The organism is Vibrio sp. La 4.2.2 (assembly GCF_027586995.1).
In the GTDB taxonomy this organism is placed as follows: domain Bacteria; phylum Pseudomonadota; class Gammaproteobacteria; order Enterobacterales; family Vibrionaceae; genus Vibrio; species Vibrio mediterranei.
In genome coordinates, this window is record NZ_JAPPTJ010000001.1 from 168,425 (window position 1) to 183,795 (window position 15,371).

The window sequence follows — 15,371 nt, forward strand, 5'->3', positions numbered from 1 at the left end:
TGTACAAAATACAATTGTGGGTCCTTTAGTTAACAAATCAACCATCAAAGTTACTGTTGATTGACGTAAATAGCACTATTAGTGGAATTGTTCATAACAATAGTGGAAATGTCACCACCAGTTTGAATTACTCTAATACCTTCCACCGAATTAATATGGTTAGCCGCGCCCACTCCATTTCCAGAGGAAGCATAAAGTTTAATCTCGGACTTGTTACTGAAGTAGTCGCCAGATTGAGTAACATTAATTATGTTGTTATCACTTTCGCCATAGAGAGCAATATCAGATGTATCACTCGCCGAACCTGATTGTTTAACATCAATATCATTCAGGTTACCATTAATACTAACATTGGAATAATGACCGTCATTATCTTGGTCGATATTTACATCATTATCAACACTTGCATCATAAAGATTCACGTATGATTGACTGTTACTTCCTTTCTGGTTTACTTTAACTTTCTGCGAATCTGCCGACGAGCCGCTACTACCACCTGAAATACTCACTTCTGATATGTTACCGCTACCATTTTGATCTATATCAACCTTATTGAAGTCGCTACTACCAGATATTGCCACATCAGACCAGTTACCTTCAGAAAAGTTGCCATTCGTTTGTGTCACATCAACCGTATTATTATCAGCATCACCGGACAACACTACTTGCGAGTCATTGTACTTCCCATTTTGATCAACTGTAATTTTAGCGCCTCCGCTAGTCCCAGCTATTCTTACCAACGAGTCCTGTGCGCTAGGGAAGAAACCATCGCCTCCTTCCTGATTAACATAAACTTTATTTCGTTTTCCCCACCCTTGAAGCCTCATATCTACAACAGATATATTAGCGTCATAATCGCCTTTAGAACCTTGCTGAATCACAACAGAGCTTGTAGTGTTATTAGATTGTAGAATAACTGATTGGTTATCCGGTCTAGCGAACGTTTCTACATCATATCCATTAAAATCTACTTCTGTCTGAGTTACAGTAGCCATCGCCGAACCTGATATAACAGAGATACTTACAGCTAATGCTAATTTATTCATAATAACAACCTTAATCCTTTATAATTCCTTGTCGACATATACTTCTTAAGAAGCACGTATTTATATCAACCCACCAACATACTACGCCGCTAATTAGTTTGATTGACGTAAATTCCCATTGAACCGGAAGCATTAATTATTAACTCACTTCCATTTCCTACTTGAGATATTCCAAGGTCTGCACCTGAACCGGCGACTACCGCTGCAATATTCCCATTACCAATTTGATTAACACTGACATTGCTAGATGCACTTCTGTATCGCTTTTGACCAATGTAGGCTTCGTTATCATCACCCTCTTGGATAACAACGGCGACACTTTCTGAACTTAAATCCCAGCCAACTTGACCTACAATAGCTGTATTATTATTGCCCTCTTGCGCTATGTAGGCTTCATTCCTGCCTCCTAGTTGTGCTGCCAATACACGATTCCCAGCCCCAGAAACACTGACTTTTGCTTTATTTTTCCCATCAGACCCATAGCTTTTTTGCAAGATGACTACTTGTGCCGATGTAGCATTCGCTATATTTATATCTGAATAATTATCAAGATCTGACTCAGTACTCAAATCTGAATTGTTGGCTTCTTCAAACCCATACTTCGACAGAGTAGCGTCAGTAACACCGGTTAAAAACTCTCCAGACTCAAATGGGACAGTATGTACAATTACTTTAGAGGTGTTCACTTCGCCAGCAATAACGACGCTTTCAGATAGAAAAAGATAAACAACTATCCAACTAAATAAAGCGCTGTATTTAAACAAACCTGGAGTTTTAAATAGAACGGTAAGCCATTGTTCCATTTTCATGGGAATACCCTTTCCTAGCCTCAGCAATCTGACGTTGCATATAAACCTAAACCTTGAATCAAGCTTAAAGTTTATCCATCAGAACACCAATAAACTAACTAGGGTTATTAATTTGGTAGCAAGTAGATGAGAATAGTTAACAGGAAAGAGTAGGAATGACGCAGATTAGCTAATCGAAACATTTACGAAACTTAAACTATCGTATGATAAAAATAAATAACATCATAACAAACAGCCTTTTAGAAAAGATTATCACATTAGATCTCTATAATGGCCCTCGGCATTGGTTTTGTGATCATGATCAAAAATAATATTAGAACATCATCCACAACAAGCAAGCTAAATATTCACTTTCATTTAACTCATATAGAAAACCCGCCAAAAAGACGGGTTAGCATTTAATATGAATAACGAAGACTACGCAAGTTCATGGGGAGCTATGTTATCTTTGGCCCAAATGAGGGCTTGCAGACGATTATTCACCTTTATTTTTTTAAAAGTATTATGCAAGTGTGCTTTTACTGTATTTTCACTCACAAAAAGAGTCTCTGCTATTTGCGTGTTAGAAGCCCCATTACCCAAAAGTTTAATAATTTCTTGTTCTCTTCTAGTCAATTTAGTGTAGTAAGGGTTTGTCGTATGGCAATGTTTTCCTCGGTAAAGCTTAATGTATTCGTAAACCAACTTTCGGCTCATCCACATCTCACCGTTTAGTATGCACTTAAAGCCTGTAATAAGCCGCTCTAGGTTATCGGTCGCATAGAATACACCTACTAAACGTTGCCAACGTAACATCTCCGAATGACGGATACCTGGAGAGGTATTTATCAAAACTTCTTGAGCTTCTAGCGAGAAAACATCCCTAACTTCATGGTATTGTCTTACCGCCGCATGGTCCATCGTCGGGTAGTCAATAATAATTAGATCGACATTGTAATCTTTGGTGCTGCGCCTGAGTTGACCAATACGTTCAGGTGAAATTAGCCGAATTTCCATATTAAGTTGCTGTTCAATCGACTCTTTTAACAGACTCGATTGCAAATTATTCTCTGCCAACAGAACCGCACGTTGGTTTCCCTCTACCAAGGTAGCCATAGTTCACTCCATGTGATTATTTTTGTTTTGAAAAGTAGTTCCAAAGTTAATATTGAATTCGATGCATTCTCATCCGTCAATAGCCTAGAAGTGCAATGAAATCGATTGCATTTGACTAACTTTTATTCAAAACAACGGCTTGCATATGCAGTCTCATTTTTGAGAAAAATATCAGTTGCAACTAAGCACCGAGTGTTAAACTGAGATATGAGATATAGCTCTCAAATACTAAATCAAAAGTTCAGTGTGAAATATTGAGGGGGTTTAGCTAGCAGTGGTACTTTTATTTAAAAGCCCCTAGTTAAAATAGCACTTAACAGGGGCTTAGATAGGTGGTTTAGTGAATTGGTGTCTGGCTCTTTTGATTAAACTTGCCAAAGTACTTTTCTAGCACTTCTGGAGTCAATTTACCTTCAGCCTCAAGCTTCTTTAACTCTGCAGCAATTTCACGCTGCTCTTCAATTGAAGGAAGAGCTACCTCTGGCTCAGACTCTGCTTGAGAAGACATCAACTCTAATTCTTTCTCAAAATCACTCATAACAAATTACCTTACTTAATCACTTAAACTGGTTCTAGTTTACTTGTTTTGGCGTGCTCATGCCATATTCCAGCTACAATTAGCCTACTTATGAGCATGTTTACTTCCTTCAACAATGAACACGTATTGCCAAATTATGAAACGTAAAGTGGTAACATCCTTGATTGTAATTACAAAACAATGACATAACTTAGGGAACTTTCGCGGTAGTTTTCCATCTACCTATTTATCTCAATCGCTCGCCATAAGGAAACATCATCATGCCAGCGCAGTCTTTCCAACAACTTCAACGCTATCTCGAATCTCAGGTTATTGGTCAGGACAACTTAGTGAAACAGTTGCTCGTAGCGTTGCTCGCTGATGGACATATACTGGTAGAAGGCCCTCCTGGTCTTGCAAAAACACGTGCGGTAAAGTCCTTAGCCGATTGCATTGAAGGTAGCTTCCATCGTGTTCAGTTTACACCGGACCTTCTACCATCAGATTTAACAGGTACTGATATCTACCGTCCTGAGACTGGTGAGTTTCAATTTAAGTCTGGTCCGATATTTCATTCCCTTATTTTGGCGGATGAAGTAAACCGCGCACCAGCTAAAGTACAAGCGGCGATGCTAGAAGCAATGGCGGAGAAGCAGATTAGTGTTGGTCAAACGACCTACCCTCTTCCCGATCTTTTCCTCGTTATGGCCACACAAAACCCCATAGAACAAGAAGGAACCTATCCACTACCAGAAGCTCAGTTAGACCGCTTTTTGCTTCACTTAGAGGTCAATTACCCAGATGCGGATAGTGAGCTAGCGATCTTGAGGCTTAATCGCGGTGAAGCTTTAGGAGAAAGTCACCACTTTGAGAATCGAATTTCCCAACAAGAAATTTTCGAAGCACGACGCCAAGTTTTATCCATTCATATGGCAGAGTCTATTGAAAAATATATCGTTCGATTGGTTATGGCAACACGAACTCCAGATGCTTATAGCAACGACCTAGTCAGCTGGATTGAGATGGGAGTGAGTCCACGTGCAACTATCGCGTTAGATAGAGCGGCTCGAGCTCACGCTTGGCTATCTGGTCGCGACTTTGTAAGCCCAGAAGATATTCACGAAATCATTTACCCAGTTCTGCGACATCGACTGTTACTGACTTATCAAGCGCAGGCCGAAGGAATTGATGGCAATAGAATCATTGACGAGTTACTAAAAACCGTTGCATCGGCGTAGGTAAACTGGCTTATGTTCGGAAAATTTAACCTTGCTAAAGGTTTTCGAAAAGATACCAATAACAGTCACGTCCTCGAGACCGCTATCGTGCGCGGAGACTTGCCTATACAGTGTAATGGAGCCTCGATTTCTCTGCAGGAGCTCTGCTTCTATCAAACACACGGTAAACGTTGGCAGCCACCAGCTAAAAGCCTCTGGTCACAACTTAACGGACAGCATGCCAGCCCTCGTAAGGGACGTGGAATGACGTTTTCTGAAGTTCGCCAGTATCAAGCTGGTGATGACGTTAGACAAATAGATTGGCGCGTTACCGCTCGCACTGGCAAGGTGCACACTAAACTTTTTACTGAAGAGCGAGAACGCCCTGTTGTTCTATTCTTAGACCTGACACCAAGCATGTATACGGGAACGCAACTGCTGTTAAAGTCAGTGCAGCTTTGTCACTTAGCCAGTTTGTTAAGTTGGATTGCTATTGGCAATAAAGATCGCGTCGGCGCGGTTATTCGAACCAATAGACGTTTGTTTGAGCATCGTCCTTCGAGCTCAAGAGCCTCGCTATACCAATTACTGCAGCAACTCGTCGACGCTCATAATGAGGGTTTTCATAACGTAGTAACGGAATCGAAGAGTGTTCCTAATTCTAACGATATGGAAAGTGACAAAGACCCTTATCAAGTACTAGCCAATCTCTGCAATAAAGGAAGTGAGGTCATTGTGATCAGTGATTTCTCGGCGACTTCTGAGAGGGATATAAGCGCCATTTCGAAGCTATCTAAACACAACCGTGTACGAGCTATTCAGGTGTTTGACCCTATCGAGCTTGGTATCACCAAAGCTAAGGGTATACAAAACGTAATGGGTAAAAATGAACGGTTATCAATAGACTTTTCTAATGATCGTACAAGGAAAACCGTTGAATCCATATATACGCAGCAACAGCGCGAGCTAACTTCCAAGTTAAATCGATATGGTATTGCCTTATCTCAAGTATCAAGCGGAACACCGCTTTTACAACAGCTATTAATGTCCAATTTTAAGTAGTGAATTATGAGCCAGCTAAGTCAGCCTCAAACTTTACCTTTAAAGCCATTACACCTACCAACCGAGCCTAGCGTTTGGCCCCTACCTTGGGGATACTGGGCTTTACTGGGTTTCATTGTGCTTTCCATCATTTTAACTGTTCTATTGATACGTAGAAAACGTAAGCAAGAGCGCGCAAAAAAAGCCGCTTTAAAAATGCTTACAAGCGATGTGTCCACATTGTCACCCGCTGAAGCCAATGAAATATTACGCCAAGCGGCGCTTAGCTACTTCCCTAGAAAAGAGGTGGCTAATTTGACTGGACAATCATGGTTGAGTTTTTTGGATTCACAACTTGCCTCGCCGAGGTTTATACCCAATGAATCTTCGTGGCACTCCGCACTATACAACAGCGCCAATCCTCCAAAAGATGAGGAGGCAAACTTAATCTCCGATTGTAAATACTGGGTACAGAATGCGCTGCCTCCAAAAAGAAAATATCGAAACTGGAATGCTGCATCATGAGTGAATTTACATTTGAATGGTGGTGGCTATTCGCTTTGCTACCCCTGCCATACCTCAGCTATAAGTTCTTTCAACCTAAACAACCAAGCGCATCTATAGTTTTACCTCACATTTCAGGCATGCCAGCTGCGAGCCGAAAGAAAATACTACTCGTCCGGACCATCGCAATAATGGCATGGGTAAGCCTAGTATGTGCTGCGGCTCGACCAATTTGGTATGGCGAGCCTATTGAGATTCAGCCAAAGCACCGTGACATGATGCTTGTCATCGACCTCTCCTATTCAATGAGCCAACAAGATATGGCATATCAAGATGGTTACATTGATAGGCTCACTGCCGTCAAACATGTGGTGTCAGATTTTGTTGACCGTCGCAAGGGAGATCGAGTCGGATTAGTATATTTTGCTGACCACGCTTATTTGCAGACCCCACTGACCTTCGACAGAGAGACCGTTAAAACTCAGCTTAATCAAACCGTCTTAAAACTGATTGGCACCCAGACCGCCTTAGGAGACGGTATTGGACTTGCGACAAAAACCTTTGTCGATAGTGACGCTCCGCAACGAGTCATGATATTACTCAGTGATGGCAGCAATAACGCCGGTGTTCTTGACCCTGTTCAAGCAGCAGAAATCGCCAAAAAATACGGCACCACTATTTACACCATAGGTGTCGGCGCAGGTGAGATGCAGGTTAAAGATTTCTTTATGACCCGCACGGTAAACACCGCAGAAGATTTAGACGAAAAGACATTGATAAAAATCGCTAACATAACTGGCGGACAATATTTCAGAGCTCGTAATGCCGATGAACTAGCGACCATTTACGATACCATCAATGCACTACAACCTGTTCAGCAAGCCACCCAATCCTGGAGACCTCAAACCGAGTGGTTTGCACTACCCGCGACGGTCAGCCTGTTGCTGATTATGCTTTTAGTGATACTAAGGAGAGAAAAAGATGAATTTTGAATTTCTCTATCCGCAAGCGTTTTGGCTACTTTTGCCTGTTGCTTTAGTTGTTGCGGTGAAGAACTACCGTCAATCTAGCTCATCACTTATCGCCTCTCACTTAGAAAAAGCGTTGAAGTTGCAATCTGATTCCAAAAAGTCAGCTCAGTTTTGGTTAACGTTACTTTGTCTTGTTCTGATAACCGCGATTGCAGGACCGAGCTTTGAAACCCAAACTCGGCCTGCATTTCAATCATCCAGTGCCAGAGTGTTAGTGTTAGACATGTCTCGTTCGGTCTATGCCAATGACATCAAACCTAGCCGCCTCGCTCAAATAAAGTACAAGGCACAGGATCTACTTCCATTGATTACCGATGGGCAGACCGGATTAGTAGCCTACGCAGGCGATGCTTACACTTTAAGCCCCCTAACGACAGATTCCGCCACGCTGGGCAACCTAATCACAAACCTTTCGCCGGAGATTATGCCATTCCAAGGTGCGAGAGCAGACTTAGCCGTAAAGCAAGCTATCGATATGATGAAACAAGCAGGCTTGTCTAACGGTGAAATCATTCTGTTTTCTGATGATCTAGGCCAAAGTGAACTTAAAGCAATTGAAGCGATGCTCAGCGGTCATAGCTGGAAACTTTCAGTCTTAGCGTTCGGAACCACTGGAGGCGCACCTATTACACTACCCGACGGTTCTCTGCTGACTGACAAGTCGGGAAACACCGTCGTTGCCAAAACTCACTTTACAAACTTAAAGCAAGCAGCAAAAGTGGGACGAGGGCACTATACAACGTATCGAAGTGACAATCAGGACATTTCGAGTCTGATCCAAACCTCAGATGTAACCGCAAACCTTAAGAAAGAAGGAGAGCAAAGCGTCGATATAAGGGTAAATAACGGCTACTGGCTACTTCCTCTTGTATTAGTACTCTTGCTGCCATTATTTAGAAAAGGCGTAGTGTTTTGCTCTCCTTTACTCGCTATTCTTTTAGGTTTTAATAGTAACAGCGCAGAGGCGTCCATCATTGATAGCGCATTCAATAATCAGAACCAACTTGGTTACCACGCCTTTCAAGATAAAGATTACGAGTCCGCCAAGAACTTGTTCAGCAACAAGCAATGGTTAGCAGCGGCGCAATATGAAAATGGCGATTACCAACAAGCTATCGACAACTTACAGGGCGAGAGCGATATCAGCGCTTTATATAACCTTGGTAATGCCTATGCCCAGCATGGTGAATTGGTAAAAGCAGCTGATATGTATCAACAAGTGCTCAATCAACAGCCTAACCATGCTGATGCGAAGTTTAATCTTAATCTAGTTAAAGACGCAATGAAGCAACAGCAACAGCAACAGCAACAGCAACAGCAACAGCAACAGCAACAGCAACAGCAACAGCAACAGCAACAGCAACAGCAACAGCAACAGCAACAGCAACAGCAACAGCAACAGCAACAGCAACAAAATGGTGGCAACGGGGCAAAGACAAGTCAACAACAATCGCAATCTAACGCTAATTCAAGCAGTAAAGAGAACTCATCTGGTGAAACCGCAAAACCAGACTCAGAGCGCACAAAGAATAATTCGCAACCAGAGCATTCCGATAATAATAAAGAATCTCGGAATCAGCAGGCAAAGCAGCCTCAAGAGAAAGACAATACAACTAAAGCATCAACCGAAAAATCCGCTAGTACGAGTTCCGGTGAGCAACGGTCACAAGCTTCTGAAGAGCAAAAGCAAGCTCAACTAGCTAAAGAGACAACACAACAAAACGTCGACCCCGATCTTAGAAAACTTGAGCAAATTGAAAGCGTGCGCGACCCAAGTTATTTGCTGCGTGCACAAATGTTGTTGCAATCGAAGAATAAAGAAGTCCCTACCTCAACAGGGAAAGATTGGTAATTACAATGAAGAACATAAAATCTCTCACCTTAGTGCTACTCGCTATTATTAGTTCTGCTGTCAGCTTTTCATCATGGGCATTGAACGTAACAGCAAGCGTAAACAAGACCAAAGTCAGCAAAGATGAGGTCATTCAGTTAAAAATCGTCGCAGACCAAAAACTAGACGGAAATAAGGTGGACTTTAGTTCACTTTCAAAAGACTTCTATCTTGGTCGACCCAATTTTAGCTCTTCCGTCAATATCTTGAATGGCACGCGTACAGACAGCAGTATTTGGACGGTGGCGATCGCCCCACAAAGAATTGGCAAACTGACGATCCCTAGTTTTGATGTCAATGGTGTTGCCACCTCCCCTATTACATTGAACGTTACCATCGATGAGCAAACACCTACGACCAAAGACATGATTGAAGTTCGTACTCAATTAAGTAAGTCAGAACTTTATCCCAAGGAAAGTGCGTTACTAGATACAAGAATCATTGTTAAGGTCGATCCCCGTTTACTGCAAAACCCCAACTTAACCTCACCAGAAGCGCCAGGGTTAGATATTGAGGCAGTTGGCGAACCTAAACAGTATCAAGCTGTGCTTGATGGTATGGAGGTTATGATCATTGATCAGTCATACAGAGTCACCGCTATCGATAGTGGTAATTTCGCCATTAAAGCGCCAACACTCACTGGGGGGGTTCTTTATGGGAACAATAGAAGTGGAACTACGAAGATCCTCACTCTGGATACCAACTCACCTACGGTTGACTTAAAAGTTGACCCAGTACCGGAAGGCTATACCGATAGTTGGTTACCGACTTCGAAACTTTCTCTGTCTCAAACCTGGAAATTAGATAGTGGGAAAAACGTAGAGACGAAGTCAGTTTCAATTGCCAGCGGCGACTCCTTAACACGAACCATTACTCTAACGGCAACAGGGCTAACGTCAGCTCAGTTACCTAATATATCGGTCAGTAACCCCGATGCGTTTCGGGTCTATTCAGAAAAGCCATCGTTCAAAAGTAACGATGATGGCAGCGTCACTATGATCACTAAACAAGTTCTCATAGCTCAACATGGTGGCGACTTTACTCTTCCTACTGTAAAGATTAATTGGTGGGATTCAGTGAATAAAAAGCCAGCCCAAACTGAACTGGAAGGGTTGAACGTTTCGGTAACAGCAAACGAAGTGATTAACGCCGTATCGCCAGTCTCAAGTCCAACATCAAGCTTGCCTGGTACAACAACAATTGTTAAAGACTCAGGTAGTTGGCCATATATCGCCGGATTATTCGCTGCACTCTGGGTTTTCTCTAGTGCAATGTGGTACCGCACTAGTAAAGCCAATCAGAACCAACTTAATGACAACTCACCAATGAGTTCAATAAACAATGCATCGATTAAAGAAAACTTAATTGCTGCGATTAAAAACCGAGATCCAATTGCAACACAAACAGCATATCGGTCATGGAAAAGAACAATCTCATTGTCAGAAGAAGATGATGCACTTTTGAGGAACGAAATAGCCAAGATGAACAGTGCGATAATTGGCAGCGACAAAGACGTCATATGGGATGATAAGACCGCATTGAAATTGATTGGGAAAGCGAAGGTTCAGCAACCCCAAGCAGGATCAGGACTCGCTCAACTGTAATGTGCAATACCTAATAGATCCAATAAAGCGCCCCTTTAATAGGGGCGCTTTCTTCGTTTTAGGTTTTCAAGACATTATAAGTAGAAACGAGTACCGATAATGAATTGGTTGTCTTGCGCTTTGCGGTAATCTACATTCGCACCAGTCTCGCCTTGGTTGTCGAAGTTATAGCCCGTATATGCTCGAACGCGTGGGTTAATTGTATATTCTGCCTGAACAGAAGTTCCAGATTTAACACGTACATTGTTTTCTGTATCTTGCATTTCTTCATGCTTTAGGATTAAGTTCAAACCCATGTCAAAACCGTATGCAAGAATCGAGTCTACAGCTTGAGTTTTGGCAATTAGTTTGCTGTCGAACGAGTTCATATTTTTGTTGTCAGCTAATGTAGCTGCAACATATAAACCCGCGCCGAAATTACCATACTTAGCTGAAACCAAGTTAGACTCAGCAAGCTTAGCTACATTGCGCTCAACAACATCGCCGCTGTTGAATGCATAGTTGACGTTGAAACCTGAGATCGTATAGCCGAGAGCAACTTGACCACGGTTTTGCGAACTTAGCCAAGTTTGAGTTTTTGTTGAATAAACTTGGTCGCCAGCACCCGCTACCGTTTTGCCATCTTGCTTATAACCAATTGTTTCATCAACAGAGTTAGCACCTTGCCAGCCAGCACCGATTGTCAAAGCACCCGCTTCATCAAAGTCAATAGTATTGTAGTACGCCGCTAACTTATCAGCACGCGCAGTACCAAATAAGCCTTGATTGTCGTAAAGGAAATCATTAGACCAACCGATTGGCGTATCGACAACGCCGGCTGCCATGTAATAAGGAGACCATTGAGTACCTGCTGCAATACGGCCATATGTTTCATGCCCTATACCAATGTAACCCAGACGAGTCGTAAAGGTGTTTTTGCCACCTTCTAACATGTTCATTGCCCACTCTCCTTTGAAGTCTGCCTTAAAGCCATTACCAAGGTCATGGATCACTTCAAGATTAATACGAGGAGACTTTTCTTCAACGCGAGCGTCTTTTCCTGCATGAGCACCAGTTAGACCGATAGTCGCATGACCACCGATAGACATTTGTGTGCCTTCTTTGTTGTAGATTTCTAGCGCGTTAGCTTGAGTGCCAATCGTTGCTGCAGTCACTGCAAGAGCAAGTAGAGTTTTGTTCATTATGATTTCCATATATGACAGTTAGGTACTTTTATTCGCGTTACAGAACGTAAGTACTTGGGTGTTAATGCCGTATTGCTCATAGGTGCTGTGCGTAACACTTATGAACAATTCGTTAAAAACTTGAAACTTGTAATATGGAGATACTTTAAAGAGAGAGTTCCCAGAAGTGATGTGAAATGAAATGAAGTTTTAGAGTATAAAGTAACTGCTATTTTTATTTCTTAAAAACAACAAGTTACAACTAAATTGATTAGTAATTTATACAACTTACTAGAATTTGTAAGATATTTTTACCACAAACGCATTTATGCACTAAATAACACTCAGCACTTACATTCACTGCGGCATTTGTCTAACAAAAAAACCCGCTCATAGAGCGGGTTTTTAGAATTAGGTAGTTAGCTTTCCATTATAGGAAGAAACGAACACCAGCCATCCACATGTTGTCGCGGTCTTCTTTGAATGCGCCAGTACCTTGTAGGTCGAATTCATAACCTGCATATGCACGCATGCGAGTAGTTACGTCGTACTCAGCTTGGATTGCTGAAGTTGCGTAGATAGTTTCGCCATTGTAACCAGTACCTAGCGTATCACCGTCGTTCTTAACTGCTTCGTAGTTCACAGATAGGTTTAGGCTGTTTGATAGACCGTAAGCTAGGATTGCTTCATAAGCCTTAGTATCTTTAAGCTGTTGACCATCGTAACTGTTCATGTAATCGTTCATTGCATAAACACCTGCTACGTATAGACCTTTACCGTAAGTACCGTATTTAGCAGAAACTAGGTGAGATTGCGCTTTATCATCTAGAGCAGGAGTTGCGCCAGTTGAAGTAATATCACCGCCAGTGTACGCGTAGTTGATGCCAAAGCCAGCTACATCATAGCCAAGTTGAACTTGACCACGTTGACCTAGGTCGTACTTACCTGTAAGAACACCGCTAGGAATATCTGTGTTATCGATGTCGTTAGCACCTTGCCAACCTAGACCGAAGTTAAATGCACCAGCGTTACCAAAATCAAATGCGTTTGTGTAAGCAAGCATAGCGTCTGCACGACCAGTACCTAGGGCACCGTGGTTGTCGTATAGGAAGTCATTCGCAAAAGCGATTGGAAGGTCAGCTACGCCGCCAGCTGTGTAGTATGGAGCCCACTGAGTACCAACCGCTACGCGACCTAGTTCAGCGTGGCTAACACCAATGTAGCCTAGACGAGTAGTGAAAGAGTTATCACCGCCGTCAAGCATGTTTAGAGCCCACTCACCTTTAGCATCAGCAGTAAAGCCGTTACCTAGATCTTGAGTAGCTTCAAAGTTAATACGTGGAGATACAGAGTTTACACCAGCATCGCCTTTCTCAGAATCTTGAACGCCAACAGAAACGTGACCACCTACAGAGAAAGTAGAACCGTCTTGGTTGTATAGCTCAACTGCTTGAGCAGTAGTACCGAAAGCTGCAGCAGAAACTGCTAATGCAATAATTTTTTTGTTCATTGGGATTTCCATATTTCAAGTTTTATGTGTCATTTCAACGAATGACATAACGCACATAAAGCTGTTACGTACACAGACATAACACCCATGCATGTAACCCGACTTGATGTAACGCTGGATTAACATGACGGAAATCACTCTAACCCTAAAGTTCCCAAAGGCTTCATAAAAAGACGTAAAAGATTAAAAACAGTGTTTTCTATTTTATATAACCATTAAAATACAACAAGTTAAGATAATTAGAAAAAACGTAAAACGATCTAAAACAACCATTTAGATGAGGATGATTTATGTTTTTTGTTGTTTTAGAGTGATTAAATTCACATTTTTAAACACTTTCCGGTTATTTATCAGACAGAGAAGCACGTGAAATTCAACAAGTTACGTTTTGTTATTTCAGTTTAATTAGTAGATTTCAGTCTTCAAAACACATCATTTTTGTCAACAATCTCCCATTTTTTGAGTAACGCCTGCTGAGTGACTTTGTTGTGAGTTATAAAACTGCCAATGAAGCACGTCATTTATGAGCGATAGATCACAAAAGAGTAATTAGAGGGGAACTATTTGGAATTTAGAAAGGAAAGCTAGAAAAGCCGTTCTATCCTTCCATTAGGCCACTTATGTCATAAGGCAATAAATGGTCTAGCAGTGGAAACATTGCAGTGGTTAATAATAATCAAAGGATAGAATTATGAAAATGGCAGCCATCGCTACGGCGATTACAACAGCACTCGTCTCTGGTTCAGCACTTGCTGCAGAGGTCTACAATTCAGATGGTACTTCATTAAATATTGGTGGACGTGCAGAGTTCCGTGGTGATTTTATTGGTAAATCATCGGGTGCTGAGTTGGACGGTTCAATGGATAACAACTCCCGTTTCCGTTTGAACGTAGGCGGAAACACACAGATAACCAATGACCTTTCTGGTTTCGCATTTTACGAAGCGGAACAGGGCGTGAATTCGGATGGCTCTGGTGCAGGAAATAGTCAAACAGACAATTTCAAACAACGTTACATGTATGCAGGCCTTCAAACTAACTTTGGCGCAATCTCATTTGGTCGCCAAGATACAGCTTTAGTACAGCTATCTCAAATGTCTGATATTGCAACATACACTGGTGCTCAAAAAGAGTTTATTGATGCCGGTAACGAGCAAGCTAACAACAACATCCTTTATACTGGAATGTTCGCTGATGATGCTTTGTCTTTGAAAGCAAATGCTATTCTGAGTGATGAAAAAGATCAAAATAGCTACGGTATATCTGGTATCTACACGTTACCTATGGGTCTTGGTATTGGTTTAGGTTATGCAGGGGGAGACGAATGGATAACTAGTGCTACCGATACTGCGGAAACAAGCCAGTTTATGGGTGGTCTAAGTTACGCTGTTGGTCAACTATATGTAGCTGGTACATACACTCAAGGTAAGGTCAAAGAATCAGCTGGTGATGTAGATTTCACCGGTTACGAGTTCGCTGGACAATATAAGTTTGATAACGGTTTCGTCGCACAAGCGGTTTACGCTAAACAAGACGTCGATGATAACGTATCTAAATACGATAAAAACAACTATGTTGAGTTAACAGGTAAATATTACTTCAATAACTCAATTCATAGTTACTTGAGTTATAAATTCAACATGCTGGAAAAAGACAAATACTACATTAACGGCCAACTTCAAAATAGAGACGCGGATGACTCGCTCCGCCTAGGCCTTCGTTACGATTTCTAAAAAATTAGCTCATATACTACAAAAGGGTGCGTAGGCGCCCTTTTTTATTCCATAGAAAACTCTTCCAACAGACTCTTCAGAAAAATACTCATAAAATCAAACCGTAACACAACTCACATTTTTCTGTCATACCCATCCAATAACTTACTCGCATCCCAAGAAGACGACGTCCTCACCGAAAGAAGGACGCATTTTGTTGATACTTAAAAGG

The 15,371-nt window shown here is 41.8% G+C and carries 13 protein-coding genes; 7 read left to right on the top strand and 6 right to left on the bottom strand.

The annotated features are described in order from the left end of the window. Positions 1-50 precede the first annotated feature (50 nt). From OH456_RS00730 to OH456_RS00745, 4 genes are all read right to left on the bottom strand, one after another. Entirely contained in the window at positions 51-1,046 is a 996-nt protein-coding gene (locus OH456_RS00730) for a hypothetical protein (protein WP_063603300.1), read from the bottom strand. An 89-nt stretch (positions 1,047-1,135) separates the two neighbouring features. After that, complete coding sequence (locus tag OH456_RS00735) at positions 1,136-1,855, bottom strand: curlin repeat-containing protein (RefSeq protein ID WP_270032593.1); 720 nt, start codon at positions 1,853-1,855, stop codon at positions 1,136-1,138. Between the two features lie 417 nt (positions 1,856-2,272). Next, a complete protein-coding gene (locus OH456_RS00740; RefSeq protein ID WP_006069047.1) occupies positions 2,273-2,950 on the bottom strand; it encodes a LuxR C-terminal-related transcriptional regulator in 678 nt (225 codons plus the stop codon). A 337-nt stretch (positions 2,951-3,287) separates the two neighbouring features. Further along, on the bottom strand, positions 3,288-3,488 hold the full coding sequence (locus tag OH456_RS00745) for a hypothetical protein (protein WP_006069048.1): 201 nt from the start codon (positions 3,486-3,488) through the stop codon (positions 3,288-3,290). Between the two features lie 260 nt (positions 3,489-3,748). Between OH456_RS00745 and OH456_RS00750 the strand changes: the two genes are divergently transcribed. From OH456_RS00750 to OH456_RS00775, 6 genes are read left to right on the top strand one after another with little or no spacing between them, the layout of a single operon-like run. Next, positions 3,749-4,705, top strand: coding sequence for an AAA family ATPase (locus OH456_RS00750; RefSeq protein WP_006069049.1), 957 nt, complete (start codon positions 3,749-3,751; stop codon positions 4,703-4,705). 12 nt (positions 4,706-4,717) lie between these two features. Then, entirely contained in the window at positions 4,718-5,746 is a 1,029-nt protein-coding gene (locus OH456_RS00755; RefSeq protein ID WP_270032594.1) for a DUF58 domain-containing protein, read from the top strand. A gap of 6 nt (positions 5,747-5,752) precedes the next feature. Beyond that, positions 5,753-6,250 (top strand): DUF4381 domain-containing protein, encoded by a 498-nt coding sequence (locus tag OH456_RS00760; protein ID WP_268666774.1) that lies wholly within the window; start codon positions 5,753-5,755, stop codon positions 6,248-6,250. After that, complete coding sequence (locus OH456_RS00765; protein WP_270032595.1) at positions 6,247-7,221, top strand: vWA domain-containing protein; 975 nt, start codon at positions 6,247-6,249, stop codon at positions 7,219-7,221. The genes OH456_RS00760 and OH456_RS00765 overlap by 4 nt, the downstream gene beginning before the upstream one ends. After that, positions 7,211-9,112, top strand: coding sequence for a vWA domain-containing protein (locus OH456_RS00770; RefSeq protein ID WP_270032596.1), 1,902 nt, complete (start codon positions 7,211-7,213; stop codon positions 9,110-9,112). The genes OH456_RS00765 and OH456_RS00770 overlap by 11 nt, the downstream gene beginning before the upstream one ends. 5 nt (positions 9,113-9,117) lie before the next feature. Continuing rightward, positions 9,118-10,755 carry a BatD family protein gene (locus OH456_RS00775; RefSeq protein WP_270032597.1) on the top strand — a complete coding sequence of 546 codons (1,638 nt, stop codon included), beginning with the start codon at positions 9,118-9,120 and terminating at the stop codon, positions 10,753-10,755. Between the two features lie 74 nt (positions 10,756-10,829). Here OH456_RS00775 and OH456_RS00780 read toward each other — a convergent pair whose 3' ends face one another. Together OH456_RS00780 and OH456_RS00785 are read right to left on the bottom strand one after the other, a co-directional pair. Further along, positions 10,830-11,936, bottom strand: coding sequence for a porin (locus OH456_RS00780; protein WP_270032598.1), 1,107 nt, complete (start codon positions 11,934-11,936; stop codon positions 10,830-10,832). Positions 11,937-12,348: 412 nt separating this feature from the next. Beyond that, complete coding sequence (locus tag OH456_RS00785; RefSeq protein WP_270032599.1) at positions 12,349-13,428, bottom strand: porin; 1,080 nt, start codon at positions 13,426-13,428, stop codon at positions 12,349-12,351. 691 nt (positions 13,429-14,119) lie between these two features. Here OH456_RS00785 and OH456_RS00790 point away from each other — a divergent pair. Next, a complete protein-coding gene (locus OH456_RS00790) occupies positions 14,120-15,160 on the top strand; it encodes a porin (protein ID WP_270032600.1) in 1,041 nt (346 codons plus the stop codon). Positions 15,161-15,371: the final 211 nt, after the last annotated feature.

Bases quoted from the DNA above. Each gene is read 5' to 3' on its own strand.
- OH456_RS00780 (WP_270032598.1), bottom strand. From the start codon at position 11,936: ATGAACAAAACTCTACTTGCTCTTGCAGTGACTGCAGCAACGATTGGC.
- OH456_RS00730 (WP_063603300.1), bottom strand. From the start codon at position 1,046: ATGAATAAATTAGCATTAGCTGTAAGTATCTCTGTTATATCAGGTTCG.
- OH456_RS00740 (WP_006069047.1), bottom strand. From the start codon at position 2,950: ATGGCTACCTTGGTAGAGGGAAACCAACGTGCGGTTCTGTTGGCAGAG.
- OH456_RS00790 (WP_270032600.1), top strand. From the start codon at position 14,120: ATGAAAATGGCAGCCATCGCTACGGCGATTACAACAGCACTCGTCTCT.
- OH456_RS00770 (WP_270032596.1), top strand. From the start codon at position 7,211: ATGAATTTTGAATTTCTCTATCCGCAAGCGTTTTGGCTACTTTTGCCT.
- OH456_RS00735 (WP_270032593.1), bottom strand. From the start codon at position 1,855: ATGAAAATGGAACAATGGCTTACCGTTCTATTTAAAACTCCAGGTTTG.
- OH456_RS00745 (WP_006069048.1), bottom strand. From the start codon at position 3,488: ATGAGTGATTTTGAGAAAGAATTAGAGTTGATGTCTTCTCAAGCAGAG.
- OH456_RS00750 (WP_006069049.1), top strand. From the start codon at position 3,749: ATGCCAGCGCAGTCTTTCCAACAACTTCAACGCTATCTCGAATCTCAG.
- OH456_RS00755 (WP_270032594.1), top strand. From the start codon at position 4,718: ATGTTCGGAAAATTTAACCTTGCTAAAGGTTTTCGAAAAGATACCAAT.
- OH456_RS00785 (WP_270032599.1), bottom strand. From the start codon at position 13,428: ATGAACAAAAAAATTATTGCATTAGCAGTTTCTGCTGCAGCTTTCGGT.
- OH456_RS00775 (WP_270032597.1), top strand. From the start codon at position 9,118: ATGAAGAACATAAAATCTCTCACCTTAGTGCTACTCGCTATTATTAGT.
- OH456_RS00760 (WP_268666774.1), top strand. From the start codon at position 5,753: ATGAGCCAGCTAAGTCAGCCTCAAACTTTACCTTTAAAGCCATTACAC.
- OH456_RS00765 (WP_270032595.1), top strand. From the start codon at position 6,247: ATGAGTGAATTTACATTTGAATGGTGGTGGCTATTCGCTTTGCTACCC.